The sequence below is a fragment of the Brevundimonas sp. UBA6550 genome, assembly GCF_002434505.1.
In the GTDB taxonomy this organism is placed as follows: domain Bacteria; phylum Pseudomonadota; class Alphaproteobacteria; order Caulobacterales; family Caulobacteraceae; genus Brevundimonas.
Genome location: NZ_DJKE01000012.1, coordinates 20605 through 47262, shown reverse-complemented (window position 1 = coordinate 47262; position 26658 = coordinate 20605). Strand labels below are relative to the sequence as shown.

General features: G+C 67.8%; 27 protein-coding genes. 16 read left to right on the top strand and 11 right to left on the bottom strand.

Annotated elements, in window-relative coordinates; genetic code table 11:
• Window positions 1-46 precede the first annotated feature (46 nt).
• Window positions 47-3259: a discoidin domain-containing protein gene (locus tag B3Z70_RS13540; protein ID WP_292045767.1), complete on the top strand. Its 3213-nt coding sequence runs from the start codon at window positions 47-49 to the stop codon at window positions 3257-3259.
• 148 nt (window positions 3260-3407) lie between these two features.
• Here B3Z70_RS13540 and B3Z70_RS13535 read toward each other — a convergent pair whose 3' ends face one another.
• Window positions 3408-4496, bottom strand: coding sequence for an ABC transporter ATP-binding protein (locus tag B3Z70_RS13535; protein ID WP_292022575.1), 1089 nt, complete (start codon window positions 4494-4496; stop codon window positions 3408-3410).
• 174 nt (window positions 4497-4670) lie between these two features.
• Here B3Z70_RS13535 and B3Z70_RS13530 point away from each other — a divergent pair, with 174 nt between their 5' ends.
• Complete coding sequence (locus B3Z70_RS13530) at window positions 4671-7292, top strand: TonB-dependent receptor domain-containing protein (RefSeq protein ID WP_292022577.1); 2622 nt, start codon at window positions 4671-4673, stop codon at window positions 7290-7292.
• A gap of 64 nt (window positions 7293-7356) precedes the next feature.
• On the top strand, window positions 7357-8076 hold the full coding sequence (locus B3Z70_RS13525) for a hypothetical protein (RefSeq protein WP_292022579.1): 720 nt from the start codon (window positions 7357-7359) through the stop codon (window positions 8074-8076).
• A gap of 347 nt (window positions 8077-8423) precedes the next feature.
• Here B3Z70_RS13525 and B3Z70_RS13520 read toward each other — a convergent pair whose 3' ends face one another.
• Window positions 8424-8741, bottom strand: a complete 318-nt coding sequence (locus B3Z70_RS13520) for a hypothetical protein (RefSeq protein WP_292045766.1) — start codon at window positions 8739-8741, stop codon at window positions 8424-8426.
• A gap of 174 nt (window positions 8742-8915) precedes the next feature.
• Here B3Z70_RS13520 and B3Z70_RS13515 point away from each other — a divergent pair, with 174 nt between their 5' ends.
• Window positions 8916-9311, top strand: coding sequence for a hypothetical protein (locus B3Z70_RS13515; RefSeq protein WP_292045765.1), 396 nt, complete (start codon window positions 8916-8918; stop codon window positions 9309-9311).
• Between the two features lie 507 nt (window positions 9312-9818).
• On the top strand, window positions 9819-10166 hold the full coding sequence (locus B3Z70_RS13510) for an ArsC family reductase (RefSeq protein WP_292045764.1): 348 nt from the start codon (window positions 9819-9821) through the stop codon (window positions 10164-10166).
• Here B3Z70_RS13510 and B3Z70_RS13505 read toward each other — a convergent pair.
• Window positions 10132-10968, bottom strand: coding sequence for an endonuclease/exonuclease/phosphatase family protein (locus tag B3Z70_RS13505; RefSeq protein WP_292045763.1), 837 nt, complete (start codon window positions 10966-10968; stop codon window positions 10132-10134). The two genes, B3Z70_RS13510 and B3Z70_RS13505, sit on opposite strands and share 35 nt — an antisense overlap.
• Window positions 10969-10975: 7 nt before the next feature.
• Complete coding sequence (locus tag B3Z70_RS13500) at window positions 10976-11215, bottom strand: hypothetical protein (RefSeq protein ID WP_292022363.1); 240 nt, start codon at window positions 11213-11215, stop codon at window positions 10976-10978.
• A gap of 174 nt (window positions 11216-11389) precedes the next feature.
• Here B3Z70_RS13500 and B3Z70_RS13495 point away from each other — a divergent pair, with 174 nt between their 5' ends.
• The 8 genes from B3Z70_RS13495 to B3Z70_RS13460 all read left to right on the top strand — a co-directional run bounded on the left by B3Z70_RS13495 (window position 11390) and on the right by B3Z70_RS13460 (window position 18043).
• Window positions 11390-11779, top strand: a complete 390-nt coding sequence (locus B3Z70_RS13495) for a DUF6249 domain-containing protein (protein ID WP_292022362.1) — start codon at window positions 11390-11392, stop codon at window positions 11777-11779.
• A 25-nt stretch (window positions 11780-11804) separates the two neighbouring features.
• Complete coding sequence (locus tag B3Z70_RS13490) at window positions 11805-12359, top strand: RNA polymerase sigma factor (protein WP_292022359.1); 555 nt, start codon at window positions 11805-11807, stop codon at window positions 12357-12359.
• Window positions 12349-12750 carry a hypothetical protein gene (locus B3Z70_RS13485; protein WP_292022357.1) on the top strand — a complete coding sequence of 134 codons (402 nt, stop codon included), beginning with the start codon at window positions 12349-12351 and terminating at the stop codon, window positions 12748-12750. Before B3Z70_RS13490 ends, B3Z70_RS13485 begins: the two co-directional genes overlap by 11 nt.
• Window positions 12751-12809: 59 nt before the next feature.
• Window positions 12810-13646 carry a 3-methyl-2-oxobutanoate hydroxymethyltransferase gene (panB, locus tag B3Z70_RS13480; RefSeq protein WP_292022355.1) on the top strand — a complete coding sequence of 279 codons (837 nt, stop codon included), beginning with the start codon at window positions 12810-12812 and terminating at the stop codon, window positions 13644-13646.
• 79 nt (window positions 13647-13725) lie between these two features.
• On the top strand, window positions 13726-14496 hold the full coding sequence (locus B3Z70_RS13475) for a tetratricopeptide repeat protein (RefSeq protein ID WP_292045762.1): 771 nt from the start codon (window positions 13726-13728) through the stop codon (window positions 14494-14496).
• Window positions 14497-14519: 23 nt separating this feature from the next.
• Complete coding sequence (locus B3Z70_RS13470) at window positions 14520-15899, top strand: PQQ-binding-like beta-propeller repeat protein (protein ID WP_292022443.1); 1380 nt, start codon at window positions 14520-14522, stop codon at window positions 15897-15899.
• 31 nt (window positions 15900-15930) lie between these two features.
• Window positions 15931-17550, top strand: a complete 1620-nt coding sequence (der, locus tag B3Z70_RS13465; protein ID WP_292022446.1) for a ribosome biogenesis GTPase Der — start codon at window positions 15931-15933, stop codon at window positions 17548-17550.
• A 4-nt stretch (window positions 17551-17554) separates the two neighbouring features.
• Window positions 17555-18043: an NUDIX hydrolase gene (locus B3Z70_RS13460; protein WP_292022448.1), complete on the top strand. Its 489-nt coding sequence runs from the start codon at window positions 17555-17557 to the stop codon at window positions 18041-18043.
• On the opposite strand, the gene B3Z70_RS13455 is transcribed toward B3Z70_RS13460, so the two are convergent.
• The 3 genes from B3Z70_RS13455 to B3Z70_RS13445 form a co-directional block, all read right to left on the bottom strand.
• Complete coding sequence (locus B3Z70_RS13455) at window positions 17976-18851, bottom strand: LytR/AlgR family response regulator transcription factor (protein WP_292022450.1); 876 nt, start codon at window positions 18849-18851, stop codon at window positions 17976-17978. The genes B3Z70_RS13460 and B3Z70_RS13455 overlap by 68 nt on opposite strands.
• Window positions 18839-19513, bottom strand: a complete 675-nt coding sequence (locus tag B3Z70_RS13450; RefSeq protein WP_292022451.1) for a DUF2306 domain-containing protein — start codon at window positions 19511-19513, stop codon at window positions 18839-18841. The genes B3Z70_RS13455 and B3Z70_RS13450 overlap by 13 nt, the downstream gene beginning before the upstream one ends.
• Before the next feature lie 75 nt (window positions 19514-19588).
• Window positions 19589-20344 (bottom strand): SDR family NAD(P)-dependent oxidoreductase, encoded by a 756-nt coding sequence (locus B3Z70_RS13445; protein ID WP_292022453.1) that lies wholly within the window; start codon window positions 20342-20344, stop codon window positions 19589-19591.
• Between the two features lie 75 nt (window positions 20345-20419).
• Between B3Z70_RS13445 and B3Z70_RS13440 the strand changes: the two genes are divergently transcribed.
• Both B3Z70_RS13440 and B3Z70_RS13435 read left to right on the top strand, forming a co-directional pair.
• The gene (locus tag B3Z70_RS13440) at window positions 20420-20671 is read left to right on the top strand and encodes a CopG family ribbon-helix-helix protein (protein WP_292022455.1); all 252 of its coding nucleotides are present in this window, start codon (window positions 20420-20422) and stop codon (window positions 20669-20671) included.
• Window positions 20671-20958, top strand: a complete 288-nt coding sequence (locus tag B3Z70_RS13435) for a type II toxin-antitoxin system RelE/ParE family toxin (RefSeq protein ID WP_292022457.1) — start codon at window positions 20671-20673, stop codon at window positions 20956-20958. The genes B3Z70_RS13440 and B3Z70_RS13435 overlap by 1 nt, the downstream gene beginning before the upstream one ends.
• Before the next feature lie 6 nt (window positions 20959-20964).
• On the opposite strand, the gene purF is transcribed toward B3Z70_RS13435, so the two are convergent.
• The 3 genes from purF to radA form a co-directional block, all read right to left on the bottom strand.
• Window positions 20965-22470 (bottom strand): amidophosphoribosyltransferase, encoded by a 1506-nt coding sequence (gene purF / locus B3Z70_RS13430; RefSeq protein WP_292022459.1) that lies wholly within the window; start codon window positions 22468-22470, stop codon window positions 20965-20967.
• A 27-nt stretch (window positions 22471-22497) separates the two neighbouring features.
• Window positions 22498-23094: a CvpA family protein gene (locus B3Z70_RS13425; RefSeq protein WP_292022461.1), complete on the bottom strand. Its 597-nt coding sequence runs from the start codon at window positions 23092-23094 to the stop codon at window positions 22498-22500.
• 175 nt (window positions 23095-23269) lie between these two features.
• Window positions 23270-24640 (bottom strand): DNA repair protein RadA, encoded by a 1371-nt coding sequence (radA, locus tag B3Z70_RS13420; RefSeq protein ID WP_292022463.1) that lies wholly within the window; start codon window positions 24638-24640, stop codon window positions 23270-23272.
• Between the two features lie 193 nt (window positions 24641-24833).
• Between radA and B3Z70_RS13415 the strand changes: the two genes are divergently transcribed.
• The gene (locus B3Z70_RS13415; protein WP_292022464.1) at window positions 24834-25472 is read left to right on the top strand and encodes a Yip1 family protein; all 639 of its coding nucleotides are present in this window, start codon (window positions 24834-24836) and stop codon (window positions 25470-25472) included.
• Here B3Z70_RS13415 and alr read toward each other — a convergent pair.
• Window positions 25466-26515 (bottom strand): alanine racemase, encoded by a 1050-nt coding sequence (alr, locus tag B3Z70_RS13410; protein ID WP_292022466.1) that lies wholly within the window; start codon window positions 26513-26515, stop codon window positions 25466-25468. The genes B3Z70_RS13415 and alr overlap by 7 nt on opposite strands.
• Window positions 26516-26658 lie beyond the last annotated feature (143 nt).

Here is a 26658-nt window from a genome sequence, read left to right as displayed (position 1 = left end):
CAAGGCCTAGGATGACGGTGTTTGGGGGCGAAAATGGAGTAGCGAAATGCGTTTTCTGACCTCTGCCCTCGCTCTCAGCGCCGCTCTCATGGCTGCGCCCGCTGCCGCGCAGGAGACGCGCGTTCTCGACAGCATGGATGACGCGGCGCGGTGGGAGGCCACGGCCTCCACTGATGTTCACGCCGCCGTCTCCGCCGTCGCCGGTTATGACGGACGGGCTGTGCGGCTCGACTACGATTTCGACGGCAAGGCGGGTTATGCGGTGTTCAGCAGGCCGTTGCCGTTCGACCTGCCCGACAATTACGAGATCAGCTTCTGGGTGCGCGGCGAGGGGCCGGCGAACACCTTTGAGGTCAAGTTCACCGATGCGTCGGCCGAGAACGTCTGGTGGAAGCAGACGGCTCGCTACGACTTCCCCGACGGCTGGACCAGGTTCGTCATCAAGCGGCGTCAGGTGTCCAAGGCTTGGGGGCCCAGCCCAGAGACCGAACTGCGCCGCGCCGAGCGGGTCGAGTTCGTGGTGGTGGCGGCTGAGGGCGGGCGCGGCTTCATCGACATCGACCAGCTGTCGATCCGCGAACTAGCCGTCGACCCGGCCGTCCCGCCCCAGCCGATCGCCAGCGACGGCCGCTCGCCCTCCACCGCGCCGCGCGCCGTGGACAATGACATCAAGACCGCCTGGACCCCGCCGGTGGGCGAGGCGTCGGCCCTGACGCTGGACCTGGGCTATGAGCGCGAGTTCGGCGGCCTGACCCTGCGCTGGGGCGAGCGTGGCGCGGCGGCCGACTATCGTGTTTCGGCATCGCTGGACGGACGCGACTGGCGCGAACTGGCGACCGTGACGGGCGGCGACGGCGACGCCGACTGGCTGAGGACGCCCGAGGCGACGGCGCGCTGGCTGAGGCTGGAGCCGCTGCGGCCGGTTCCGGCGCCGGACGTGGTGGGCTCGTCCGGCGCAGGGCAGAGGCTGGGCGCGACGCAGGCGACGACCTATGCGCTGAACGAGATCGAGGTCGAACCGCTGGCCTTCGGCGCCGACCCCACGGTCTTCGTCGAGGCGGTGGCCAAGGAAAACCGGCGCGGCCTCTATCCGCGCGGCTTCTCCGGCGAGCAATCCTACTGGACCCTGGTCGGGGTCGATGGAGGCGGCGAGAGCGGTCTGATCGGCGAGGACGGCGCCATCGAACTGCGCCGCGCCGGTCCCAGCATCGAGCCCTTCGTGGTGGACAACGGGCGGCTGATCACCTGGGCCGACGTCAATATCGAACAGGGGCTGAGGGACGGCGATCTGCCGATCCCCTCGGTGACCTGGACCGCCGACGACTGGACGCTGAAGATCACCAGCTTCGCAGACGGGCCGGCCGATCAGGCGCAGTTGTGGGGGCGCTACGACCTGACCAACACCTCCAGCCGGCCGCGCACCCTAACCCTGGCGCTGGCCGCCCGGCCGATGCAGGTGAATGCGCCGCGTCAGTTCCTGGCCATTCCCGGCGGGGTCAGCCCGATCGGAAAGATCGCCTGGGATGGCGCCGAGCTGAGGCTGAACGAGGCGGTTCGGGTCCAGCCGTTGGCGACGCCCGATCATGTGGCGCTGGCGACTTTCAATGCGGGCAGCGATCCGCAGTCCCTGATCCTGCCGTCCGTGCAACGACCGGCGGGCGATCCCGCCACGACGACGGACGCTGTCGGCCTGGCCGCCGGCGCCCTGACCTATGAGGTGACCTTGCAGCCGGGCGAGACGCGCACGGTCGGTTGGGTGTCGCAACTGTCGGGAGAAGCCTTGGCGCCCGAGCCGGTGGGGCAGGCGGCTGCGGTTCTGGATACGGTCGAGGGGCGGCTGGCCGCTGAATGGCGCAAGAAGCTGGATCGGGTCGAACTGACCCTGCCGCCCGCCGCCCAGCGGATCGAGGACGCGCTGAAATCTTCGCTGGCCCATATGCTGATGTCGCGTCAGGGGCCGATCCTGCAGCCGGGCACCCGCAGCTATAACCGCTCGTGGATCCGCGACGGGGCGATGATGGCCGAGGGGCTGAACCGGCTGGGCATGGCCGAGCATTCGGCCGACTATCTGCGCTGGTACGCCCCCTATGTGTTCGAGAATGGAAAGGTCCCGTGCTGCGTCGATGCGCGCGGCGCCGATCCGGTGCCGGAGAACGACAGCCACGGGGAGTTCATTTTCCTGGCGGCCGAAACCTATCGCTACACCCGTGACGAGGCCCTGCTGCGTCAGGTCTGGCCCCAGGTGCAGAAGGCCATCGCCTATATGGACGAGCTGCGCGCCTCGACCCGGACGGCGGCGTTCGAGACGCCGGATCAGCGGCATCTTTATGGCCTGCTGCCGCCGACGATCAGCCACGAGGGCTATTCGGACAAGGCGGCCTATTCCTATTGGGACGATTTCTGGGGCCTGCTGGGTTACAAGGACGCGGTCTTCATCGCCGAGACCCTGGGCGATGCGGACGCCGCCGTCCGCTATGCGGTGGCGCGCGATCAGTTCGCCGCCGACATTGGCGCGTCGATCACGGCGACGGCGGCCCATTATGGCATCGACTGGATCGCGGGCGCTGCGGATCGGGGCGATTTCGACGCCACCTCGACCACCATCGCCCTGTCCCCGGCGGGCGAGCAGGATAATCTGCCGCCCGAACTGATGGCGCGAACCTTCGATCGCTATTGGGAAAACTTCCAGAATCGGCTGACCAATCGCACGGCGTGGAAGGACTATACCCCCTATGAATGGCGGCTGGTCGGGGCCTTCGTGCGGCTGGGCCAGAAGGACCGCGCGCTGGAGGTGCTGGACTTCCTGATGGCCGACCGACGGCCCGAGGCCTGGAACGGCTGGGCCGAGGTGGTCGGGCGCGAGAAGCGCGAGCCCCGCTTCATCGGCGACATGCCGCACGCCTGGATCAGTTCGGACTATATCCGCTCGGCCCTGGACCTGTTCGCCTATGAACGGGACCGCGACCACGCCTTGGTGCTGGCGGCGGGCGTGCCGGAGGCTTGGCTGGATACGGCGGAGGGTGTCGGGGTGCGGGATCTGCGCACCGCCTATGGGCCTCTGACCTATGCGTATCGCAAAGAGCGGCAGGGGTATGTGCTGACCCTGGGCGGCGGAGCGACGCCGCCGGGCGGGTTCGTGCTGCAATGGAAGGCGGGGCAGGAACGGCCGGAGCGGGTGCGGATCGACGGTCGCGCGGCGATGTGGGCGGGCGACGAACTGGTGATCCCGGCAGGCGCGCGGCGGGTCGTTCTGGATTGATCCTTCTCCCCTTGGGGGAAGGTGGGGCCGGAGGCCTCGGATGAGGGGTATCTATCCGCATCGAAACGGCGAGGGCGAGGTTGTGGAAGCCGCCCCCTCATCCGTCTCGCTTCGCGAGCCACCTTCTCCCCCGAGGGGAGAAGGGCTTTCAAAGGCGTTTGAACGCCTTTCCGCTGGCGTCGAACAGGTGCGCCTGTTTCGCGGGGACGTGCAGCGTCAGACGCTCGCCGGCCTTGGCGCGCAGTTCGCCGGCCAGCTGAACCGTCAGCGTGTCTTCGGACGCCGGGTGCTTCAGGTGCGCCATGGTCGTCGCGCCCAGGGTTTCCACGAACATGACCTCGGCGTTCAACGCATCGCCGTCGCCGGTCGTGGTCAGATGTTCGGGGCGGACGCCCAGCGTGACCGCATCGCCGGCCTTGGCCGAGGCGGCGTCGACGGCGACCCGGATCGTTTCGCCAGCGGACGTTTTCACCGTCGCGCCGCCTGCCGACGCCTCGATGATCTCGGCGGTTAGCAGGTTCATCTTGGGGCTGCCGATGAAGCCGGCGACGAACAGGTTGGCGGGGTGTTCGTACAGCTCCATCGGCGCGCCGACCTGCTCGATCCGGCCGGCGTTCAGCACCACGATCCGGTCGGCCAGGGTCATGGCCTCGACCTGGTCGTGGGTGACATAGATCATCGTCGTCTTCAGCTCTGCGTGCAGCCGCGCGAATTCATAACGCATCCGCACCCGCAGGGCGGCGTCCAGGTTGGACAGGGGCTCGTCGAACAGGAAGACCTCGGGCTCGCGCACGATGGCGCGGCCGATGGCGACCCGCTGGCGCTGGCCGCCCGACATGGCCTTGGGCTTGCGATCCAGATAGTCGGTGATGCTGAGCGCATCGGCGGCGGCGCGCACGCGGCGGTCGATCTCGCCCTTGTCCGTCTTGGCCAGCTTCAGGCCGAAGGCCATGTTCTCATAGGCCGTCATGTGCGGGTAAAGCGCATAGGACTGGAACACCATGGCGATGCCCCGGTCGGACGGCGACAGGTCGTTGACCACGCGGTCGCCGATCAGAACCTGGCCGGTCGTCGCCTCTTCCAGACCGGCGATGGTGCGCAGCAGGGTGGACTTGCCGCAGCCCGAGGGGCCGACGAAGACCACGAACTCGCCGTCGGCGATCTCCAGATCGACGCCCTTCAGCACCTCGACGGCGCCGAACGCCTTCTTCACGTCGATCAGACGGACGTTCGCCATGCTTCCTGCTTCCCTGAGCCGTTTTTGTTTTGCCGCACCGTAACCGGTTACATCTGTGGATCAATGGCGCATGGCGTCTCGTCGCAGACTGAATTTGCAAAACTGCAAAATTACGCTTTCGCAAAACGGCGGCGCTGGCTAGAAGCCCGCTTCCAAACGCGGGGGAGCATTCAGATGACGCGGCGCAGTATCCTGATGATGACGGCCTCGATGGCCTGGCTGGCCGCTGCGGCCGGCGCCCGCGCCGAGGACCAGAAGGCGGCGCAGGTTGACGATATCGTGGTCACTGGATCGCGGATCGCCGGCGGCGACCGGATCGCGCCGGTGGAGACGGTCGGGCGCGACGTCATGGAGGCGGCCGGGATTGCCGATGCGTCGCAACTGGTGCGGCTGGTTACGGCCAACTCGGGCTCGGAAGCCCAGGTCGATCAGTTGAACCAGCCGCAGAGTTCGGGCACGGCCCAGTTCAACCTGCGCAATCTGGGCCTGGGTTCGACGCTGGTCCTGGTGGACGGTCAGCGCTGGACGACCAGCGCGGTGGTCGCCACCGATGGGTCAGCCTTCGTGGACATCAACTCGCTCGTGCCGATGATCGCCTTGCAGCGGGTCGAGGTGGTCAAGGACGGCGCCTCGGCCGTCTATGGCTCGGACGCGGTGGCGGGCGTGGTCAACTTCATCACCCGCCATGACGTGGACCGGCCCGAGATCAGCGCCAAATACGCCGTGGCCGACGGGTCGGAAGAGAGCGTGGTCCAGGCTATCGGCGGGTTCGACCTGCTGGGCGGAAACCTGACGCTGGCGGCCTCGCGCTTCCATCGTTCGGCCTTGGGGTCGGACGAGCGGGACTTCACCCAGGCGGAACGCTATGGCCGGGCGGCGTGGACGGCGGTGACCAGCTATGGCCAGCCGGGGTCCTATTTCCGGCCCAGCCGCAACGGCTTTTCGCCCGATCCGGCCTGCGGTAATCCGGCGTTCGCCAGCGCCTACAAGAACACGCCGACGGACAGCTTCTGCCGGCTGGACTATTCCGACTTCTTCGACCTGACGCCGGAGGAGACGCGGACGCAGCTGTTCGCCGATTATCGCCGGCCGGTCGGGGACATGACCCTGTCGCTGCAAGCGGCCTGGTCGTCGACCGAGACGGTGGCGCGACAATCGCCGTCCTTGCCGATCCTGGCGCAGTCGCTGACGGTGCCGGCGTCGCATCCCGACAATCCGTTCGGCGAGGCGGTGCTGTTCCGCGGGCGGCTGCTGGGGGCCGAGGCCGGGGCGTCCAAGGCCGATTTCGAATACCGGACCTGGCGGCTGTCGGCCGGTCTGGACGGGCGATTCGCCGGCGGCTGGACCTGGAGCCTGGCCGCGACCAGCAGCCGCCAGCACGTGGCCTATGACAAGCCGGACGCCATCGGCAGCGCGTTGCAGCGGGCGCTGAACGGCTTTGGCGGGGCGGGCTGCAATCCCGCGACGGGCGCGGCCGGGGTCGGGGCGTGCCAGTATTTCAACCCCTTCGGCAGCGCCTATCTGGGGACGGGCACGGCCAATAGCGCGGCCCTGATCGACAGCCTGATCGGCTATACGGGCCTGCGTGGCGCCGCGACCCTGACGACGGCGGACGCCTCGACCAGCGGTCAGGCCCTGGCGTGGGACAGCGGTTCGGTCGATGTGGCTCTGGGCGCCCAGTATCGGCGCAGCGGCTTCCGGCACGATTGGAGCGATCTGGTCAATGCGGGGGATCTGCTGACCGCCGGCTATTCCCCCGACTTCGAGGGCGAGCAGGAGGCGCTGGCCGCCTTCGCCGAGGCGCGGGTGCATCTGGGCGACCGCATCGAGGCGCAGCTGGCGGGCCGTTACGAAACCTACGACGGAGAGGGGCGGTTCAGTCCCAAGGCCGCCATCCGCTGGGACGTGACCGACGCCCTGGCCCTGCGGGCGTCGTGGGGGCAGGGGTTCCGCGCCCCGTCGGTCTATGCCCGGTCCGGGGCGCAGGCGTCGCAGCCGTCGGTGTTCGACCGGGGCGCCTTCGTCTTCGTCAACACCCTGACCTCGGGCGATGCGGGGTTGAAGCCCGAGAAGTCCGAGAGCCTGAGCCTGGGCGCCGTGTGGCGGCCGCTGGACGGGCTGGAGTTCAGCCTGGACGCCTGGCGCTTCGACTACACCGATCAGGTGGTCAAGGAGGCGGCCCAGGCCGTGATCGACCAGGCGGCGGCCGATACGGCGGCGGGACGGACGGGCACGCCGGCGCAAGCGCGCATCACCCGCTCGGCCAGCGGCGCTTTGACCTTCGTGCAACTGTATTTCATCAACGCCTCGTCCATCGAGACGCAGGGGCTGGACCTGGCGGCGCGCTATGGCCGCGATCTGTGGGGCGGACGGGCGTCGGCGTCGGCCACCTGGACCTATGTGGACGCCTATGACATCCGCCTGAACGCCGGGGCGGCCCAGGTCTCGGGCGTCGGATCGACCAATCTGAGCAATATCGGCCGGTCGCTGCCCCGCAATCGCGGGGAGTTCGCCCTGGGCTGGAGCGGAGGGGCGAACGCCGTGACGGCGCTGGTCCATTACACCGACGGCTATCGCAACGACCGCAGCGGGATCACCGATGCGACCATCGCCAGCCAGACGACGGCGGACGTGCTGTACAGCCGCACCCTCGGCGCGGACATCGATCTGGCGCTGGGGGTGGTCAATGTGTTCGACAAGGCGCCGCCCCTGGCCCAGTTCGCCCTGGGCTACGATCCAGTGGTCGCCGATCCGCGCGGCCGGGTGTTCAGCGTGGGGCTGACCAAGCGGTTCTGAGGCCATCGCGCGTTTGCGCGTTCAATCGGGCGGTGTATGCATCCCCCTTAGACGGGGGCGATCCATGACGACCGAAGGCGAAACGACGCGCAAACAGGCGTTCAAGGACCTGTCCGAAGACGCCCTGGGCTTTGGCGGGGTCGAAGTGCGCACGGCGCGGGACCTGCTGATCCGCCCGCGCCTGGTGCTGCAGGCCTGGATGATCGAGGGGCCGACCGGCGGCGGGGTTTACGCCAAGCCGCTGAAACTGTATCTGGCGCTGAACGCCATCCTGATGCTGGTGGTGTTCCTGCGCGGCGGCATGGGCGGAGCGCTGGAGCAGATGCCCGCCGATCTGATGGCGTCGCTGGTCGCCCAGTCCGGCAAGTCGCGCGACGCCTTCATGTCCGACGCCGACGGCTGGATGTCGTTTCTGACCGTTCCGTTGATGGCGCCCCTCTATGCGCTGGTCGTCCTGCCGTTCGTGCGCTGGTGGGACGCCGAGGACCTGGGATGGCGTTGCGGCTTTCGCGCCGCCTTCGCCTATCTGAACGCCTGGACCGTGCCGATGCTGCCGTTGTTCTGGTTCATATACGGCACGGGGCCTGTGGCCATGATGGGCAGCGTGGCCCTGTTCATTCTCGGCGTCGTGGTCTTCGTGCGGATGGGCCGGGGGCGTTGGTATCGCGGGATCGCGGCCGGGATCGGCAAGGGACTGGTGCTGCAACTGGCCGTCAGCGCGACGATGATGGTCGGAAGCCTGATGTTGGCGGCGATCGGCGTTCTGGCCGGGTTGCTGTTCTGAAGACGGGCGGCGGATAAACACAGAGTGCACTGTGTGCACTTCGTCTGAAATCGGCCCCCGGCGAAATTGCACTGCACCCGGAAAAACAGTGCAAAGTGCAAGACGGTGCAATTTCGACTCGCCTGGATGTCAAAGACCGGGCGACATCATACCGCACGTCTCGGCCTGTATGGTCGATTGACGCTGCTGGCGGTGAGGCCGCTGGAAATGCTGGAGATTGTTCGAGACGGTAGGATGGCCGGCTTGACGCGCGGACGGCGGACGCGCCGAGTTTCTACCGAAACCCATCGTGGCGGTGAGGCCAGAAAGCGGAAGTCGCCATCGTCAGCTATGGGTGGTTAGCGGACCTACATAAGTGCGTCGTTATCGTCGCGAACGGTTCCCCCGAGAACTGACTGCGCCTGCTTCAGAAATGCAACCAGATCAGGTTCACGGTCAGCCAGCGCGCCGCTGCGGTCAGCGACGATACAGGGTCCAGGTTCGATGAGCGCATTGCGCGCGTCGCCGTCGTATAGTTCCGGCTGCGGATCGACACGCAGCCACGCGAAGGGCCGGGTGCTGTCACCAAGTGTCCACTCTCCTTCGCCATTCGGATTGAGGTGTTGATCAAGATAGACAGATGCACGTCGGGCGTCGCGGACGCCATACAGAAAGAGTGTGCGCACGTTCGGCTCCCCAGACGTCGCAAACCTTGCCCATGCGCGCGACGTTCTGCAACGGGTCGATTTTCGCCCTGGGCTTTGTCGGCGAAAGAGGACGTCGGCCCACAGGCGGGAAAGCGGTCTCGGTCTGCGTCAGCTAGGGGTGGTAAGCGGACATTGGTTCGATAGAGTGGTTGGATGAAGTTCGGCGAACTCAAATCCATCGGACACAACATCGCTGACTCCCTAGCGAGCGGGATATGCCTGCTCGTCGGCTACTACGAGGTAGACATCTTCGCAGAGGCAGCGAGTTCGCCAGCCGGGTACATCGAGGTGGACTTCCTAACCGGGACGAGCTCGGGCAGCTTGACGTCTCAGACCCTTACCAAGGTCATCACGCTGTATCGGGATGCTCTTGATCGACTTTGCGCCAGTCATGGCACAAGCGCGTCAGCCTTCACCGTCCTAACTGCTCGCTTCGCCACCGACAGCAGATACGGGGGGCATTTCACCGTCACCGTCGAAGACCAATCGGGCCGCCGGTCGATTGACGAATATCTCGGCAGGCCGGGCCGTAAGCTGAAGGTCCGCTAAGGGTCGGACCACGACATCGACACCCGCGCGAAAGACGGACATCTGCCCTATGGCCCACAAGCGGTCTCGCCGAACTGCCGCTAGGGGTGGTTTCCAGCCATTCCCTTGGCTATGCATTGGTCCATGCACAGGCACGGGGAGTGGCGAGAGCTCGAGGGTGACGAGGTCACGACCCTTCATGCAGAACTAAAGCGCGAGCTTTGTCCGGAACATCCACTTTACGGGTTAGACTTGATTCCGTGGCGGATCGCATGGCCGAACAAGGACGTTGCCTTCACCTTGTCGGACGGCAGGGTCGCGCTCGTGCATTTGACCTTCAATGCCGAGACAAGCCCTACCTACCCCTTCTTCAAGATGTTCGCCTCCAAGGCAGAGGCGCTGCCTCGCCTTGCCCTTCTTCAAAAGGGTAAAGCCTACGAGTAGCGAGGCTCGCGATAGGCGAGGTCCGGTACGGGTCGATTTGCGCTACAGGCTCCCCAACTCAAACCCGACATCCGCTGAGGAACAATGACCTACACCCTATACGGCATCCCCAACTGCGACACGATCAAGAAGGCGCGGGTCTGGTTGGAGCAGAACGGGTGCGACTATGTGTTTCACGACTACAAGAAGGCCGGGGCGGATGCGGGCCGGCTGGGTCAGTGGATCGACGAGCATGGGTGGGAGACGGTGCTGAACCGGGCTGGGACCACGTTCAAGAAGCTGCCCGACGCCGATAAGGCGGACATCGACAAGGACAAGGCCATCGCCCTGATGGTGGCGCAGCCGTCGATGATCAAACGGCCGGTGCTGGATATCGGCGACCGTCGTCTGGTCGGCTTCAAGCCCGAGCTTTACGCGGCGGCGCTCCGATAAGGCGAAGGGTCGCCGCCACGCCGAAATGGTCGGACGGATATTCGCCGTTCGTTGCGGTGTCGCCGAACAGATGGGCCTGGACGGGCGTGAAGCCCGACCGCTCGGCGAAGATGTGGTCGATGACGCGGCTGGGGTGGCCCTTGGCCGGGTTCAGGGTGGTGGCGACCGATCCGCGCGGCAGGGCGCTGAAGAAGCGCGGGCCGGTCAGGACGGACAGGCCGGAATCGTCCTGGGTCGCGTTGAAGTCGCCCATGACGACCAGGGGCGCGCCGTCGTCCGGCAGCCAGTCCAGCAGCGACGCGATCTGGCGGGCGCGCACCGGGCCGGCGTCCTCCTGCCAGGCCAGATGGGTGACGACGACGTCGACGGGGCGACCCTGGACCGAGACGCGCAGACGCAGGGCGGTGCGATAGTCGTCCAGCGGCTCCAGCCGCGTGGAGGCCTCGGCCAGGACGGGCAGGCGGGTCAGAAGGGCGTTGCCGTAGCGGCGGGGCGCGCCCTCCGCGTCGGTCGAGACGAAGGCGACGCGATAGCCGACCAGTTCGCGCGCCAGCATTTCGGCCTGATTCTCAAGCCCGACCGCAGCGTCCTGCAATACCTCCTGAAGGGCGATGACGTCGGCGTCCTGCGCCTTCAGGGCCGCGACCAACAGCGGACGGCGCGCGGTCCAGTCGCCCTGATTGTGCCAGATGTTGAAGGTGGCGAGCTTCAACTCGGCGCCGGGGCGGGCCGACGGGGCGGTGGCGCAGGCCGCCAGCGGCGCGAGCGCCCCGGCCGCCAGCAGGGTGCGGCGCGCGATCACGCGGCGATCAGCCCTCGACGTCCGTGCTGGGGCGGTCGTGGCCGTCGGCGCTTTCGGTGACCCATTCGCCGTTCGCCGTCTCGTATTCGATGGCGGCGGTCCGGTCCGGAACCTTCTGTTCGCGGGCCGCGCGGACGGCGGCGGCCTTGGCCGCGTCGTGGCTGGCGAAGGTTTCGGAATAGGTTCCGCCCGACTGATAGGCCCAGCCGCCGTCGTGTTCGACGATGCGATAGGTGACGTGGGCCATGGCGTGCGCTCCTGCGGTTGATGGGTGGACCCTAGACCGAACCGACGGCGGCGGGAACGGCGACCTTACGAAGATTTCACGTGAGGGGGCGCATCCGTGCGGGCATCCCGCAGCCTCTTGTCGTCAGAAGGCCGCCGCACCAGGCTGCCGCAATCGACCAGGAAGGACCGCGCCATGACCCCCGTCGTCATCGTTTTCATCGTCTTCGCCTCCATCGTCGCCGTGATCATGGGGCCGTCGTTTCTGAAAAGTCGCGACCGGCGCGAGATGCAGCTGACCGTGCGCCATGCGGTCGACAATGGGCAGACCCTGCCGCCCGAACTGATCGACGCCATGACCAAGGATGTCGAAAAGAGCCTGCCGTCGCGCACCAAGGACATCCGCAAGGGCGTTTTGAGCGTGGCGACCGGCCTGGGTATCGGCGGCTTTGGTTTGCTCAGCGATTTGAGCGGCAACCAGTGGAACGGGGGGATCGCCAACCCGCTGCTGGGCGTCGCCTGCATTCCCATCGCCATCGGCATCGCCTTCATCGTCCTGGGCTTCTTCAACCCGAACAAGGCGTGACCTTCGCCTGAGAGGGGGGAGCGTCATGAGCAAATCCTTGCGCGATTTCCACGACGTCGAACTGGCGGCCCAGGCGGCCGCCGGAGGACGGCGGGAGTATGGCGAACTGGTCCGGCGGCATGGCTCGGCGGTGCGCGGGCTGCTGCGCCGCATGGGCGCGGCGCCGTCCCTGGCCGACGACGTGGCGCAGGACGCCTTTCTCCAAGGCTTCCAGCGGTGTTCGGAGTTTCGGGGGCAGGGGACGTTCGCGGGCTGGATCAAGAAGATCGCCGCGCGGCTTTATCTGAAGCGGGTGGCCAAGGAGGCGCGCTACGTCGCCGAGGTGGAGGCCGATCAGGCCGAGATCGCGGTGGATCGCGGCGGGCTGATGGACCTGGACGAGGCGTTGAAGGCGCTGAACGAAACCGAACGGGTGTGCGTGTCCCTGTGCCACGGCGCGGGGATGTCCCACCCCGAAATCGCGGCAGCCATGAATTTGCCGCTCGGAACGGTGAAATCCCATGTCAAACGTGGTCTGGATAAACTCCGCGCGCGGCTTTCGCCGGCGCAAGGCGACGGGAGGTCGGTGCATGTCGGCTGACGAATTCGATCCGGCGATCGAGCGGATGTTCGCGCAGAGCCCCCGCCTGGCCGACGAGGCCCTGTTCCTGGCCACCCTGCAGGCGCGGCTGGAGAAGCGGTCGCGCTGGCGCACCCTGACGCTGACGGCGGCGGGGCTGGTCGGCGGGGTGCTGGCGGTGCGCGAGGGCGTGAACTTCAACTTCAGCGCCGAGGGCGACGCCACCCTGTCGCAAGGGATGCGCGCGGCGGCGGCGAGCGCCCAGGGCGCGGCGCAGAACGGCCTGGACGCCCTGGGGGTGGGCGGTCTGGACCTGAGCGGCAGTTCGGGGATGCTGGCCTTCTGGATCGTGGCCGGCGCCATGGTCGCGGTGCTGGCCGCGGGGGCCGCGCGGCTGTCGCAGGACGTCTGAAGGTGACTTCGGCGGCCCGGCGGCCTATCTGAACCCTGTTCAGACAGGAGGCCCGCCGCATGTCCATCCAGACCCAGGAGACCGTGAAGCGGATTTCCGTGCCCGATATCGCGGGGCGAAAGGGCGGCAAGCCGATCGTCTGCCTGACCGCCTATGACGCGCCGATGGCGGCGATGCTGGACCCGCATTGCGACGTGCTGCTGGTCGGCGACAGCCTGGGGATGGCGGTCCATGGCCTGCCCAATACGGTGGGCGTGACGCTTGAGATGATGATTCTGCACGGGCAGGCGGTCATGCGCGGCGCCCGGCGCGCCCTGGTGGTGGTGGACATGCCGTTCGGCTCCTACGAGGGCGGCAAGGAGGTCGCCTACGCAAACTGCGTGCGGGTGATGAAGGAAACGGGCGCCCAGGCGGTGAAGCTGGAGACCAGCATCGAACTGGCCGAGATCGTCGCCTTTCTGGTCCAGCGCGGCATTCCGGTCATGGGCCACGTCGGCCTGCGACCCCAGGCGATCCTGGCCGAGGGCGGGTTCAAGGCCAAGGGCAAGACCGACGGCGAGCGCGAGCGGGTGCTGGCCGAAGCCAGGGCGACCGCCGAGGCCGGGGCCTTCTGCATCGTGATCGAAGGGGTGGCGGAATCGCTGGCGCGCGAGATCACCGAGACGATCGACGTCCCCACCATCGGCATCGGCGCCTCGGCCGCCTGCGACGGTCAGGTGCTGGTGATCAACGACATGCTGGGGATGTTCGACTGGACCCCCCGGTTCGTGCGCAAATACGCCGATCTGCGCACCGAGATCGACCGCGCCGCCGCCGCATTCGCCGCCGATGTGAAAACCCGCCGTTTTCCTGCCGAAGTCGAGACCTACTTCTCGAAAAAGCCGGCGTCGCAGTAACGGACGACGTTGCGGCCCATGCGCCGACCTTCTAGGGTCCGCGCCGGTTTGCATTTCGCGATTTTGGGGCGACGTTTCAGTGGTTGATGTCTTCGAGCAGGTCGAGGAGGAGCTTCGCTCCGCTAAGTTGAAGCGCCTCGCCCGCACCTGGCTGCCGGTTTTCGGCGTCGTGCTGGTCGTCGCCCTAATCGGCGCCCTGGGCTGGTGGGGCTGGGACAGCCTGAACTCCGGCAAGGCCGCCAAGGCCGCCGAAGCCTATGATCGCGGCATGGAGGCCCTGCGCGCGGACAAGCCCATGGACGCCCGCGCCGCCTTCGAAGAAGCGGTCAAGGAAGGCAACGGCGCCTACAAGGTCCTGGCCCTGCAGCAGCAGGCCGGCCTGGCCGTGACCGCCAACAAGTTCCCCGACGCCGTTCGCCTGTTCGACGAGGCGTCCAAGGCTTCCAGTGATCCGATCCTGTCCGATCCGCCCGCGCTGAAGGCCGCCTTCCTGATCATGGATACCGCCCCCCTGGCCGAGATCGAGAAGCGGCTGGAGCCCCTGGCCGACGACAAGCGCCCGCTGCACGCCTTCGCCCAGGAAGCCCTGGCCCTGGCCCGTCTGCAGCACGGCAAGACCAAGGAGGCGCGCGAGACCTTCGTCCAGCTGCAGCTGGGCCAGGACGTGCCGGATTCGATCCGCCAGCGCGCCCAGATCGCGGTGGAAAGCATCGACGCGGGCACCGCCGGCGCGCTGCCCGGCATTATCCGCGACGCCGCCAAGGCCACGCCGCCCGCCGCCGGGGCCGCCAACGCCATGACCCCCTCTGCGGCCGCCACGGCGCCCGCCGCCGCGCCCGCCCAACAGTGACGACCCCTTCTAGGACGCCCCAGATGAACCGAGTTCTGAAAGTCGCGCTGATCTGCGGCGTCGCTGCGACGATGGCGTCGTGCGGCGCCGTGCGCCGCAACCTGCCCTTCGGCCTGGGCGGCAAGGACGCCCCCGGGGCGACGGCCTCGGCCGGCGACCGAATCTCGGTGCTGGAGTTCGAGCAGCAGCTGACCCCGTCGGCCGCCCTGTCCGGCCGCGACTACTTCCTGCCCGGCCCGCAGGCGGTCACATCATGGACCCAGCCCGGCGGCACGGCCGAGAACCTGGTCGAACACGTCATCGCCGCCCCCAACTTCCAGGTCGCCTGGAAGCGCAGCATCGGCTCCGGCTCGGCGCGCGTCGGCAACGTCATGGCGCCGATCGTCGCCGCCGACGGCAAGATCTTCGTGCTGGACGGCGAATCGACCGTTTCTGCCGTGTCGGCCGACACCGGCGCGGTGCTGTGGAAGGTCAACGTCAAGAACGCCGAGCGTGATCGCAACGGCGGCTTCGGCGGCGGCGTGGCCGTCGGCGCGGGCAAGGTGTTCGTCTCTTCCGGCTATCGCTCCATGTCGGCGCTGGACGCCAACACCGGCGCGGTGGTCTGGACCCAGCAGGTGGACGCCCCGATCCACGGCGCGCCGACGGTGTCGGGCAACCGCGTCTTCGTGGTCGACGTGGACAGTCAGCTGTTCGCCTTCGACGCCACGACCGGCGCCCAGGACTGGACCTATCGCGGCATCGCCGAGCCGGCGCGCGTGATGCGCGCCTCCAGCCCGGCGGTCAGCGGCACCACGGTCGTCGCCCCGTTCGCCTCGGGCCAGCTGGTCGCGCTCAGCACGCTGAACGGCCAGGCGGTGTGGGAAGAGACCCTGTCGCGCACCAGCCGCACCAGCGCCCTGTCCGAGGTTCGCGACGTGGCCGGCCGCCCGGTCATCAGCCGCGGCATGGTCTTCGGCGTCAGCCATTCCGGCGTGATGTCGGCCCTGGACCTGCATTCGGGCCAGCCCAAGTGGCAACTGCCGGTGACGGGCGTCAACGCGCCCCTGCCGGTCGGCGACGCCGTGTTCGTGGTGTCCAAGTCGGGCCAGCTGATCACCGTCAATCGCGACACCGGCCAGATCTACTGGACGCGCGAACTGAACGAGGGCCGCGAACGCCGCGAGGGCGGGTTCCTGACCTTCGGCCGTCGCACCATCCGCCCGCAATGGTCGGGGCCGCTGCTGGCCTCCAACCGTCTGGTGATGGTCAATTCGTTCGGCGAGGCGGTGGCCTTCGATCCCAAGACCGGCGCGGCCCAGGCCACGCTGAAACTGGGCGCGCCCGCCTATATCGCCCCGGCGGCCTATAACGGCGCCCTGTATGTGCTGACCGACAACGGCCAGCTGATCTGCATCCGCTGATTTTCAGCCCGAACTAAGCTAGAAAGCCGACATGGCTCTGAAGGTCGCCATCGTCGGCCGCCCCAATGTGGGCAAGTCGACCCTGTTCAACCGCCTCGTCGGCAAGCGTCTGGCGCTTGTCGACGACCGCCCCGGCGTGACCCGCGACCGGCGATACGCCGACGGCAACATCGGCGACATGGACCTGACGCTGATCGACACGGCGGGGTACGAGGACGTCACCGACGAAAGCCTGGAAGCCCGGATGCGCGAGCAGACCGAGGCCGCGCTGGACGACGCCGAACTGATCATGTTCATGATGGACGCGCGCGAAGGCGTGACCTCGCTGGACCGGATCTTCGCCGAGCGCCTGCGCAAGGTTCACAAGCCGATCATCCTGCTGGCCAACAAGTCCGAGAGCCGCGAGAGCGGCGGCGGCGTGGGCGAGGCGCACGCCCTGGGCTTCGGCGAACCCGTCGCCATCTCGGCCGAGCATGGCGAGGGCATGGCCGATCTGTACAAGGCCATCCGCGCGGCGTCCGAGGACATCTTCGTCGAGGAGATCGACGAGCCAGACAAGCCGATCCGCATCGCCGTCATCGGCCGGCCCAACGCCGGCAAGTCCACCCTGATCAACCGCTTGATCGGCGACGACCGTCTGCTGACCGGGCCGGAGGCGGGGATCACGCGCGATTCGATCTCGGTCGACTGGGAATTCGAAGGCAAGAACATCCGCCTGGTCGACACGGCCGGGATGCGTCGCAAGGCGCGGGTGCAGGAGAAGCTGGAGAAGCTGTCGGTCGCCGACACCATCCGCGCCATCACCTTCGCCGAAGTCGTCATCCTGATGATGGACAAGGACGACGCCTTCGACACCCAGGACCTGCAACTAGCCGATCTGGTCGAGCGCGAAGGCCGCGCCCTGGTCTATGTGGCGTCCAAATGGGACCTGGAGGACGAGCCTCAGTCCCGCATGGCCAAGCTGAAGGGCATGGCCGAGGACAAGCTGCCGCAACTGAAGGGTTCGCCGTTCGTGGCCCTGTCGTCGCATAGCGGGCGTGGGGTCGAGCGGCTGATGCCGGCGGTGCTTCAGGCCTATGACACCTGGTCGGTCAAGGTGAAGACCAAGGATCTGAACACCTGGCTGTCGATGGCCACCCAGCGGCACCCGCCCCCCGCCGTGGACGGCAAGCGGATCAAGCCGAAATACATCGCCCAGACCAAGGCCCGTCCGCCGACCTTCGTGCTGATGGCCAATCGCGCCGAGTCGATGCCCGAGCATTACAAGCGCTATCTGGTCAACTCGATCCGCGAGAGCTTCGACCTGCCGGGCACGCCGATCCGGTTGAACGTCAAGTCCAGCGGCGTGAACCCCTATGCCGAGGGCGGCGCCAAGTCGGGGCCCGAACGCTACAAGGGCGACGCCAAGACCGCGCCGCGCCGCGTCAAGAAGGCCGAGAAGGAAGAGGCCCTATCCAAACTGCCGGGCAAGGCGCTGGAGCAGAAGAAGACCCGCAAGGCCCAGCCCAAGGTTCTGGGCGGCCTGAAGGCCAGCGCCTCCAAGAAGGCCGGATCGTCGGTGGCGGTCCAGAAGGGCGCCCGTGGCGGCGCACGGCAGGTCTCGCGTTCGGGCCGGGTCCGCACGGGCCAAAAGGGCGGCGCGAAGAAGTGACGGCGTGACTGCCGCTGTCGCGCCCGTGCTTCCTGAACGGCCGACCTCGCGTTGGCTGATCGTGGACGGGCAGGGGCGGGTGCTGCTGTTCCGCTTTGACTATGCCGACGGGCCGTTGGCCGGGACGGCATTCTGGGCGACGCCCGGCGGCGGCTGCGACCCTGGCGAAACCTATGAGGACGCCGCCCGTCGCGAACTGTTCGAGGAGACCGGCCTGACGGTCGATGAACCTGGTCCGCAGGTGGCCCGGCGCATAGAGTGTTTTCGCCTGCCTGACGGACGCATGGCGCGAGTGGACCAGCGGTTCTTCCTGTTGCGGACCGAGGCGTTCGACCTGTCGCCCGAAGGCTGGACCGAGGAGGAGCGCGCGGTTCTGGGCGAGCACCGTTGGTGGAGCGCCGCTGAAATCCGGGCAAGCGAAGAGACTATCTGGCCGGACGACCTTGCTGAGATACTGGAGGGGCTGGCCCAAGATCCGATCGCCCCAGCTTGACCAGCACCGCGTCGCGATAGGTGCGGCTGACTACCAGTTCGGCGCCGCTGTTCATCGTCAGCCGCCAGGAGCCGTCCGAGAGGGGCTGGACCTGGCCCACACGGGCCAGGTTGATCAGGCTGGACCGATGGATGCGGGTGAACAGGCGCGGATCAAGCCGGGTCTCCATGGCCTGGAGGGTGTCGCGGACCAGGCCCTCGCGCGCCTGCCAGTGGACCACGACATAGTTGCCGGCCGAGGCCAGCCATTCGATGTCCGAGACCGCCACGGAGGTTCGGGCGCGGCCGGTGGCGACCAGCAGCCGCTGAACCTGTTCGCCCTCGACGGCGCGCGCGGCGGCCAGGGCGGCGGTCAGGGTGCGGATCCGGTCGTGCGCCTCTCGCGTTCTCGCCCAGGCGGCGGCGGCGAAGCCCACGGCGAGGACGGCGGTGTAGAGCAGGATGACGACCGGCAGTCGGTCGATGGCGCGCGACGCGCCCTCGGCCCAGGTCCATGGGCGATCCAGAAAGGCCAGGTCCGCGCCGGCGTTCAGCAGTGCGATCAGGGGCGCCAGGACCAGCATGGCGGCCGCCAGACACCCAACCGCGCGCCATCCGGCGCCGAACCGTCTGAGCGTGGCCCAGACCAGCGCGGACACGCCCAGCCACGGCGCATAGGACAGGACCGCCCAGGTCAGGGTGGACGGGACCGAAAGCGCGGGCGAGGATCGACGCAGATACCAGGAGACGCTGACGACCGTGGCGGCGAAGCTGTAGGCGGCGAACGCCCCCACGACCACGCGCACGGGCGCCCGGCCTAGCCGACGCAAGAGGCGGTCCGGCGCTTTCGAAACAGCTTCGTCGCGATCCAGCCGACGATCAGACATTGGAACAGGACGGTCGGCCAGAGCTGGCTCCAGGGGGCGGGCAGGGCGGCGAGAAAGTTGCCGGAAGAGGCGCTCAATACCGCAGAATAGGCCCCCAGCATCTTCGCCAGATGCTCATAGGTCCAGAGGTCGGGGGAAAAGGGCCAGGATCCGGGGGCGCTGAACCGCCAGACATCCCATGCCCCCACGCTCAGGGCGCTGACGGCCAGGGCGGCCGAGACCGTCGTCGGCCCATCCGACCGCCCCGCAGCCAGCAGGATCAGCACCCACAGGCCAACGCAGATCACCCCCAGCGTCGCAGCCCAATCCAGCGGGCGCGCGCGGTCCTCGATCCGCAGGTCCGGCCGCTTTCGCCTCAGAACCCGCACGCCCGAGAACAGATATAGGCTGGCGGTGGCCGACAGGGCCAGGAAGTAGGTGTTGAACCGCAGCGCCGTCATCACCCAGGCGCAGATCAGAAGGACGGCCATCAGCCCCGCGAACAACCGGCCCCAGAGCCTGTGCGCGCGCGATCCCTTGCGGGTGACGAGCGGGATGACGCCGACCAGGACGGCGGCGAGCCCAGCCGTGATGTGGACGATGAGGAAGGGCAGGAACAGGGGCATGGGCCCCGCCGTGCCCGGCCTGGCCCAGCCGCACCATCATCCGGGGACGAACGGCGGCGGGCAGGGACGTAGTGCTCAGATCAGGGCTTCGACCGACGGGCCGGACCGCCATTCCTGGAACTTGATCGTCAGCGGCGGCGTGGCGTCCGCACGCGCCAGGTCCACCACCAGCGGGCCGATCTCGGACGGGTGGGGCAGGACGGACGGGTCTTCGCCCGGATAGGCCTGGGCGCGCATGGCGGTGCGCATCCGGCCGGGGTCGACGATGCAGGCGCGCACGGGCGTGCTTTCGATCTCGTCGGCCCAGGCCTTCACCAGGGCCTCGGCGCCCGCCTTGGTCGCGGCGTACATGCCCCAGAAGGCGCGCGGGTTGGTCGCCACGCTGGTGGTGAAGTGGATGGCGCGACCGGCGTCGGAGGCGCGCAACAGCGGCTCCAGCGAGCGGATCAGGCGATAGACGGCGGTGAAGTTGGTCTTCTCGACCTTGGCGAACTCGCGCGGGTCGGCGTGCGACACCGGCGTCAGGCCCGACGGCCCCATGGTCGCGGCGGCGTGGACCCAGATGTCCAGCTTCCTGAACCGTTCGAAGATGGCGCCGCCCAGCCGGTCGATGGCGCCCCCGTCCACCAGATCGAACGGGATCAGGGTCGCGTGGCGGCCCGTGGCGGCGAAGATGGCGTCGTCCAGTTCTTCCAGCCCGCCCTGCGTGCGGGCGGTGGCGATGACATGCGCCCCAGCCTTGGCCAGCGCCAGCGCGCTCTCATAGCCGATGCCGCGCGAGGCGCCGACGACGAGGGCGATACGGTCGTTCAGGGGCAGGGCGTCGGTCATGGTCGGGTGGTAGGAGTGGCGGGGCGACGGGTCAATGTGTTATCCTGTGCTCAAATGTGCACAGGAGCATGACCTATGGCCGCCAGCACGACCGTTACTGTCCGCATGAGTGGAGCGCTCAAGGAGCGGCTGGGGCTGCTTGCCGAAAAGACCCAGCGTACGCAGTCCTTTCTCGCCGAACGCGCCATCGCCGGCTACGTCGAACGAGAGCTGGAAATGATGATGGCCGTCGAGGAAGGTCTGGAAGATTTTCGCAACGGTAATGTCGTCTCTCATGAAGACGCCATGCGGCAAATCCGCGAGACCATCGCCAAATACGAGTCCTGATGCGCGCGGTCGTATGGTCAGGGCGTGCGCTGCTGGAACTGACCCGCGCCATCGACTATCTGGCCCAGCGCAATCTACCCGCCGCGCAGAAGATCGAAGCCCGCATCATCGAGACGACCGAGAAGCTGGCGCGACGACCGATCGGTCGGCCGGGCAAACAGCCCGATACCTACGAAAAGCTCGTGATCGGGGCGCCCTATCTGATCGTCTATGCTTTGGCGGACGACGGCGAGGGCGGCCAGGTTCAGATCATTCGTCTGTTCCACACCGCCCAGGATCGAGCGTGATGGCCGTCAGGCGCTGACCAGCAGAGACAGCTGTTTGGCGCCGAACTCGCGGCCGCCTTCCTCGATCTCGCGATCCAGAAGGCGGGTGGGATAGTCGCCGGTGAAATAATGGTCGGTGAACTGGGGGGCGGCGGCGTTGCGGCCGGTCTCGCCCATGGCGCGATACAGGCCGTCGATGGACAGGAAGCCCAGGGAATCGACCTCCAGCATCTCCCGCATCTCTTCCAGCGTCTTGTTGGCGGCCAGCAGCTGGGCGCGCTCGGGCATGTCGATGCCGTAGAAGTCGGGGAAGAGAATCTGCGGGCTGGCCGAACGCAGATGGACCTCGGCGGCGCCGGCGGCGCGGACGGCGCGAACCAGTTTCAGCGAGGTGGTGCCGCGCACGATGGAATCGTCGATCAGCACGACGCGCCTGCCGGCCAGGGCCGACTTGTTGGGGCTGTGCTTCATGCGCACGCCCTTCTGCCGGGCGCCTTGGCTGGGCTGGATGAAGGTGCGGCCCAGATAGTGGCTGCGGATGATGCCCATTTCGTAGGGGATGCCGCTTTCCTGGGCGTAGCCCAGGGCCGCAGGAACGCCCGAATCTGGCACCGGCACGACGATGTCGGCCTCGACGCCCAGTTCGCGGGCGAGGCCGCGACCCATCTCCTTGCGGACCTCATAGACCGAGCGGCCGTTCACGACCGAATCCGGGCGCGAGAAATAGACGTATTCGAACAGGCACGGACGCGCCGTGCGGGCGGGGAAGGGCTTCAGCGACCGCAGGCCGCTGTCGTCGATGACGACGATCTCGCCATGTTCGACGTCGCGCACGAAGGTCGCGCCCATCATGTCCAGGGCGCAGGTTTCGGACGCCAGAACCCAGCCGTCGCCCAACTGGCCCAGCACCAGCGGGCGGATGCCCAGCGGGTCGCGCGCGCCGATCATCTTGGTGCGGGTCTGGGCCACCAGGGCGTAGCCGCCCTCGATCCGAGCCAGGGCGTCGATGAAACGGTCGACGATCTTGGCTTTGCGGCTGCGGGCGATCAGGTGGAGGATGACTTCGGAATCCGAGGTCGACTGGAAGATGGCGCCTTCGCTGACCAGTTGGCTGTGCAGGAATTTGAAGTTGGTCAGGTTGCCGTTGTGGGCGATGGCGATGCCGCCCTGGTCCAGGTCGGCGAACATCGGCTGGATGTTGCGCAGGAAGCTGCCGCCGGCGGTGGAGTAGCGGGTGTGGCCCACGGCCGCGCGGCCGGGCATCCGCGTCATCAGGTCGGCGCCGCCGAAGGCCTCGCCCACCAGCCCCTGGTGACGTTCGGTGTGGAAACGCTCGTCCTTGACGCTGGCGATGCCGCAGGCTTCCTGGCCGCGATGCTGCAGGGCGTGAAGGCCCAGAGCCACGACGGAGGAGCCCTCGTCCTCGTCGGCGCCCCACACGCCGCAGACGCCGCATTCCAGGCGAAGCTGGTCGTCTTCCGGCTCGCGCCAGTGTTCGCGGTGGACGACGGGATCGGCGATATGGTGGCGCATCGTGGGGCTCCGATGACCGGGGGAAACTTAACGGGCGGCTTCGCGCGGCGAGTTAGGCCGTGATTGCGTCGGGGGCAAGGCTTCGTCGTCGGAAAACCCCCTGCGTACGGACGAATCGACGACGGGTGTGATGGCGTCGGCGCCGCGCCCGATGCTGGGCAGGACGATCTGAATCATCCGCGCGCCCACGGCGCTGACCGGATAGAGGGCCGCATCGGTCAGCCAGCGGGGCGTCCGCTCGCCCGGCAGGGCCGCCGCGATCACCAGATGGACCGCCCCGATCAGGACCAGGGCGCGCACCGCGCCGATGACGAAGCCGAAGACGCGGTCCAGCACGCCGAGGTGCGGATGGTCCTTGGCGCCCTTGGACAGCATTCCGCCGATCAGGCGCAGGCCGAAATAGACCACGAAGAAGGTCAGGACGGCGGCCAGGATGGAGCCGGCCCATTCGGGATCGACGAAGGCGCGGGCGACGCCGGCCGTCCAGGGCAGGGCGATCAGGGCGACCAGGGCGGCCAGGGTGGCGCTGAGCAGGGTGATGATCTCACGCACCCCCCCCCGCACCCAGCCGGCCGCGACCGAGAACAGGATCACCACGATGGCGAAGACGTCGTATCCGGTCACGGTTGAAACCTGCTCTCCAATGCCTCGCCGCCGTTCAATCCCGTCATCCTAGGGCTCGTCCCCAGGATCCATACGCCCGGTGACGCCGGTAGGTCGCCGGTTTCGACGGAGTTTATGGATCCTCGCCACTAGGGCGAGGATGACGAGCCTAAGACCCGTGCGGATCGTCCCATCCCTAATAGCGGTTCTGCGAGATTCGTTCGACCACATCCGTCAGGCGCGTCGCGGACGTCACCTTCACCCCCTTGGTCTTGGCGGTCAGGGGCGGGGCGAGGACGTGGTCGAAGCCCAGCTTCTGCGCCTCGCGCAGGCGGGCCTCGGCCCGGCCGACGCTGCGGACCTCGCCCGACAGGCCGATCTCGCCGAAGACGACGCAGCCTTGCGGCAGGGAGACGCCGGTCGCCGAGCTGATCAGCGCCGCCGCGGCCGCGAGGTCGGCGGCCGGCTCGTTGATGCGCAGGCCGCCGGCGACATTCAGATAGACGTCCTGGTCGCCGAATCCGAAGCCGCAGCGGGCCTCCAGGACGGCCAATACCATGGCGAGGCGCCCCGTCTCCCAGCCGATCACGGCACGGCGCGGCGTGCCATAGGCGGATTTGGACACCAGGGCCTGCATCTCGACCAGAACGGGCCGGGAGCCTTCGATTCCCGCAAAGACGGCGGCGCCGGGCGCGCGCTCCTTGCCCTCGCCCAGGAACAGGGCGGACGGATTGGCCACTTCGCGCAGGCCGCTGTCGCCCATTTCGAACACGCCGATCTCGTCGGTGGCGCCGAAGCGGTTCTTGCCGGCGCGCAGGATTCGAAACGGATAGCCGCGCTCGCCCTCGAAGGTCATGACGGCGTCGACCAGGTGTTCGACCACGCGCGGGCCGGCGACCTGGCCATCCTTGGTGACGTGGCCGACCAGGACGATGGCGGGGCCGTCGCTCTTGGCCAGACGCACCAGTTCGCCGGCGCAGGCCCGGACCTGGGTGATGGAGCCGGGGCCGCTGTCGTGGACGTCGGACCACAGGGTCTGGACCGAATCGACGATGACGATGTCGAACTTCTCGCGCTTCAGCGTGCCCAGGATGTCGCGAAGCGCCGTCGCGGCGGCCAGATTGACCGGCGCGTCGGCCAGGCCCATCCGCTTGGCGCGCGCCCTGATCTGCTCCACCGCCTCTTCGCCCGAGATATAGGCTACGCGGGCGCCGCGCAGGGCCGCCTTGGCCGCCACCTCCAGCAACAGGGTGGACTTGCCCACGCCGGGGTCGCCGCTGAGCAGGATGGCCGAGCCGGGCACCACGCCGCCGCCGCAGACGCGGTCGAACTCGGCCACGCCCGTCGTGATGCGCGGCGGCTCGGGCGTGTCGGACTGCAGGGTCTCGAACTGAATGCCGCGCGAGCGGGCCGAGGCGGCGACCGAGGGTTTGATCGCGCCGGGCGGGGCTGAACGGCTTTCCTCGGTCAGGGTGTTCCACTGGCCGCACGAACTGCACTGGCCCGACCATTTGCCGTGCACCGAGCCGCAGGACTGACAGACGTAGAGGGCGGAATCGCGAGCCATGGTTTTCCTTTAGCAGACCGACCGATTCGACGGCCCGTCGCGGCTCATTGCAATCCATCCACGACAAAGACGGTCGCAGAGGCAACCTTCGCCATTACGAAGTATTTGAGAATATGTCGCACGGCGCTTGCGTTGGTGAGCGACGTAACGTCAGTATTCGACCCGGCTTCCTATCTCAAAGGCATTTTGATTCATGACCGATCCGACGCCCCCCTCGTCGCAACCCGCCGTCGATCCGGCCCTGACCGCCCGCGTCAAGGGCATCCTGCTGCAGCCCAAGGCCGAGTGGCTGGTCATCGACCGTGAGTTCGCCACGATCAACAGCCTCTATACGCGCTACGCCATGATCCTGGCGGCGATCGGTCCGATCGCGACCCTGATCGCCAGCTTGGTCTTTCTGCATCAAGGCGTCGTCGGCGCCCTGATCCTGGCGGTCCTGTCCTATGTGCTGGGGCTGGCCGGCGTCTTCATCCTGGGCATCATCATCAATGCGCTGGCCTCCAGCTTCGGCGCCACGCCCAATCCGGTTCAGGCGCACAAGCTGGCCGTCTATTCCTACACCGCCGCCTGGATCGCCGGGATCGCCAATCTGATCCCGATCGCCGGCGGCCTGATCGCCCTGATCGGCGCGATCTACAGCCTGGTGCTGCTGTTCCTGGGTCTGCCGATCCTGATGAAGGTCCCGGAAGACAAGAAGGTCGTCTATTACGTCGTCATCCTGCTGGCCGGCATCGTGCTGGGCGTCATCATGGGCGCGATCGTCGGCATGGTCGCGGCGGCCTTCGTGCTGACGACGCATGGGGTCGCGGCGCTGGGCGCCAACGGCTACTGAGAATAGGCCCGCGGCACGCGCGGCGTGATCGAGGTCAGCAGCTCATAGCTGATGGTCCCGGCCGCCGCCGCCGCATCGTCTAGAAGGCGGTTCGGTCCGAACAGTTCGACCGGATCGCCCACGGCGACGTCCAGCCCGGTGATATCCACCGCGCAGACGTCCATCGACACGCGGCCCAGCAAGGGGCGCGTCTGGCCTGCGATGAAGACCGCGCCGGCCGGCGAATAGGCGCGCAGCAGACCGTCGGCGTATCCCGCCGCCACCGTGGCCACCCGGATCGGTCGGTCGGCGACATAGCCTTGAGAATAGCCGACGCTTTCGCCCGCCGGCACGTCGCGCACCTGAAGCACATGCGCGGTCAGGGTGGCGACGGGGGCGATGCGCGCATCGGGCCGGCCTTCGGGCCCGCCGCCATACAGGCAGATGCCCGGCCGCACCGCGTCGAAGGCGAAGTCCGGTCCCAGGAAACACCCGCTGGAGTTGGCGAAGGATCGAATCGCGCCCGGATAGCGACCGACCACGCCGGCGAACAGGTCGCGCTGGCGTCGGTTCATCGGATTGGCCGGCTCGTCGGCGCAGGCCAGGTGTGTCAGGACCAGCGCCAGGCCGTCGAACATCTCGGGCGCATCCTCGGGGCGCAGGCCCAGCCGGTTCATGCCGGTGTCGATCTGCAGCCCGCAGGCCCCGCCGCCCGCCGCCGCCCAGGTCTGCATCTGGGCGGGATGATTCAGCACCGGCCGCAGGTCCGCCGCCTTCAGAGCCTGGGCCTCGCCCTCGCGACAGCCGTCCAGCACATAGATGATCGGCCCGCCCGCGCCTTGCGGCCCCAGCGCGGACCGCAGCCGCAGCCCCTCGGCCGCGCGCGCCACGAAGAAGGTGTCGGCCCCCTCGGCCATCAACCGCTGCGCCACCGCCTGCGCCCCCAGCCCATAGCCGTCCGCTTTGACCACCGCATGCACGGGCTGGCCGCTGACCTGGCCCAGGGTGCGATAGTTGCGGGCCATGGCGTCCAGATCGACGGACAGGAGGGCGGGGGGGTGCATAGGGCCGTTATGGCGAAAGTTTTCGACGATGGAAGGGCCTTCTACTGTGGCTCGTGTTCGTCAAGCGAGGAAGAGTTCAGCCGAAGAGGGTGGCGATACGTCCTAGGATTGCTTTCGGAGCAGAGGCGCATATCGTTCCAGAT

Excerpts from the sequence above, each read along its gene's own strand:
- B3Z70_RS13540 (WP_292045767.1), top strand. The coding sequence starts at position 47 with ATGCGTTTTCTGACCTCTGCCCTCGCTCTCAGCGCCGCTCTCATGGCT.
- B3Z70_RS13535 (WP_292022575.1), bottom strand. The coding sequence starts at position 4,496 with ATGGCGAACGTCCGTCTGATCGACGTGAAGAAGGCGTTCGGCGCCGTC.
- B3Z70_RS13530 (WP_292022577.1), top strand. The coding sequence starts at position 4,671 with ATGACGCGGCGCAGTATCCTGATGATGACGGCCTCGATGGCCTGGCTG.
- B3Z70_RS13525 (WP_292022579.1), top strand. The coding sequence starts at position 7,357 with ATGACGACCGAAGGCGAAACGACGCGCAAACAGGCGTTCAAGGACCTG.
- B3Z70_RS13515 (WP_292045765.1), top strand. The coding sequence starts at position 8,916 with ATGAAGTTCGGCGAACTCAAATCCATCGGACACAACATCGCTGACTCC.
- B3Z70_RS13510 (WP_292045764.1), top strand. The coding sequence starts at position 9,819 with ATGACCTACACCCTATACGGCATCCCCAACTGCGACACGATCAAGAAG.
- B3Z70_RS13500 (WP_292022363.1), bottom strand. The coding sequence starts at position 11,215 with ATGGCCCACGTCACCTATCGCATCGTCGAACACGACGGCGGCTGGGCC.
- B3Z70_RS13495 (WP_292022362.1), top strand. The coding sequence starts at position 11,390 with ATGACCCCCGTCGTCATCGTTTTCATCGTCTTCGCCTCCATCGTCGCC.
- B3Z70_RS13490 (WP_292022359.1), top strand. The coding sequence starts at position 11,805 with ATGAGCAAATCCTTGCGCGATTTCCACGACGTCGAACTGGCGGCCCAG.
- B3Z70_RS13485 (WP_292022357.1), top strand. The coding sequence starts at position 12,349 with ATGTCGGCTGACGAATTCGATCCGGCGATCGAGCGGATGTTCGCGCAG.
- panB (WP_292022355.1), top strand. The coding sequence starts at position 12,810 with ATGTCCATCCAGACCCAGGAGACCGTGAAGCGGATTTCCGTGCCCGAT.
- B3Z70_RS13470 (WP_292022443.1), top strand. The coding sequence starts at position 14,520 with ATGAACCGAGTTCTGAAAGTCGCGCTGATCTGCGGCGTCGCTGCGACG.
- der (WP_292022446.1), top strand. The coding sequence starts at position 15,931 with ATGGCTCTGAAGGTCGCCATCGTCGGCCGCCCCAATGTGGGCAAGTCG.
- B3Z70_RS13450 (WP_292022451.1), bottom strand. The coding sequence starts at position 19,513 with ATGCCCCTGTTCCTGCCCTTCCTCATCGTCCACATCACGGCTGGGCTC.
- B3Z70_RS13445 (WP_292022453.1), bottom strand. The coding sequence starts at position 20,344 with ATGACCGACGCCCTGCCCCTGAACGACCGTATCGCCCTCGTCGTCGGC.
- B3Z70_RS13440 (WP_292022455.1), top strand. The coding sequence starts at position 20,420 with ATGGCCGCCAGCACGACCGTTACTGTCCGCATGAGTGGAGCGCTCAAG.
- B3Z70_RS13435 (WP_292022457.1), top strand. The coding sequence starts at position 20,671 with ATGCGCGCGGTCGTATGGTCAGGGCGTGCGCTGCTGGAACTGACCCGC.
- purF (WP_292022459.1), bottom strand. The coding sequence starts at position 22,470 with ATGCGCCACCATATCGCCGATCCCGTCGTCCACCGCGAACACTGGCGC.
- radA (WP_292022463.1), bottom strand. The coding sequence starts at position 24,640 with ATGGCTCGCGATTCCGCCCTCTACGTCTGTCAGTCCTGCGGCTCGGTG.
- B3Z70_RS13415 (WP_292022464.1), top strand. The coding sequence starts at position 24,834 with ATGACCGATCCGACGCCCCCCTCGTCGCAACCCGCCGTCGATCCGGCC.
- alr (WP_292022466.1), bottom strand. The coding sequence starts at position 26,515 with ATGCACCCCCCCGCCCTCCTGTCCGTCGATCTGGACGCCATGGCCCGC.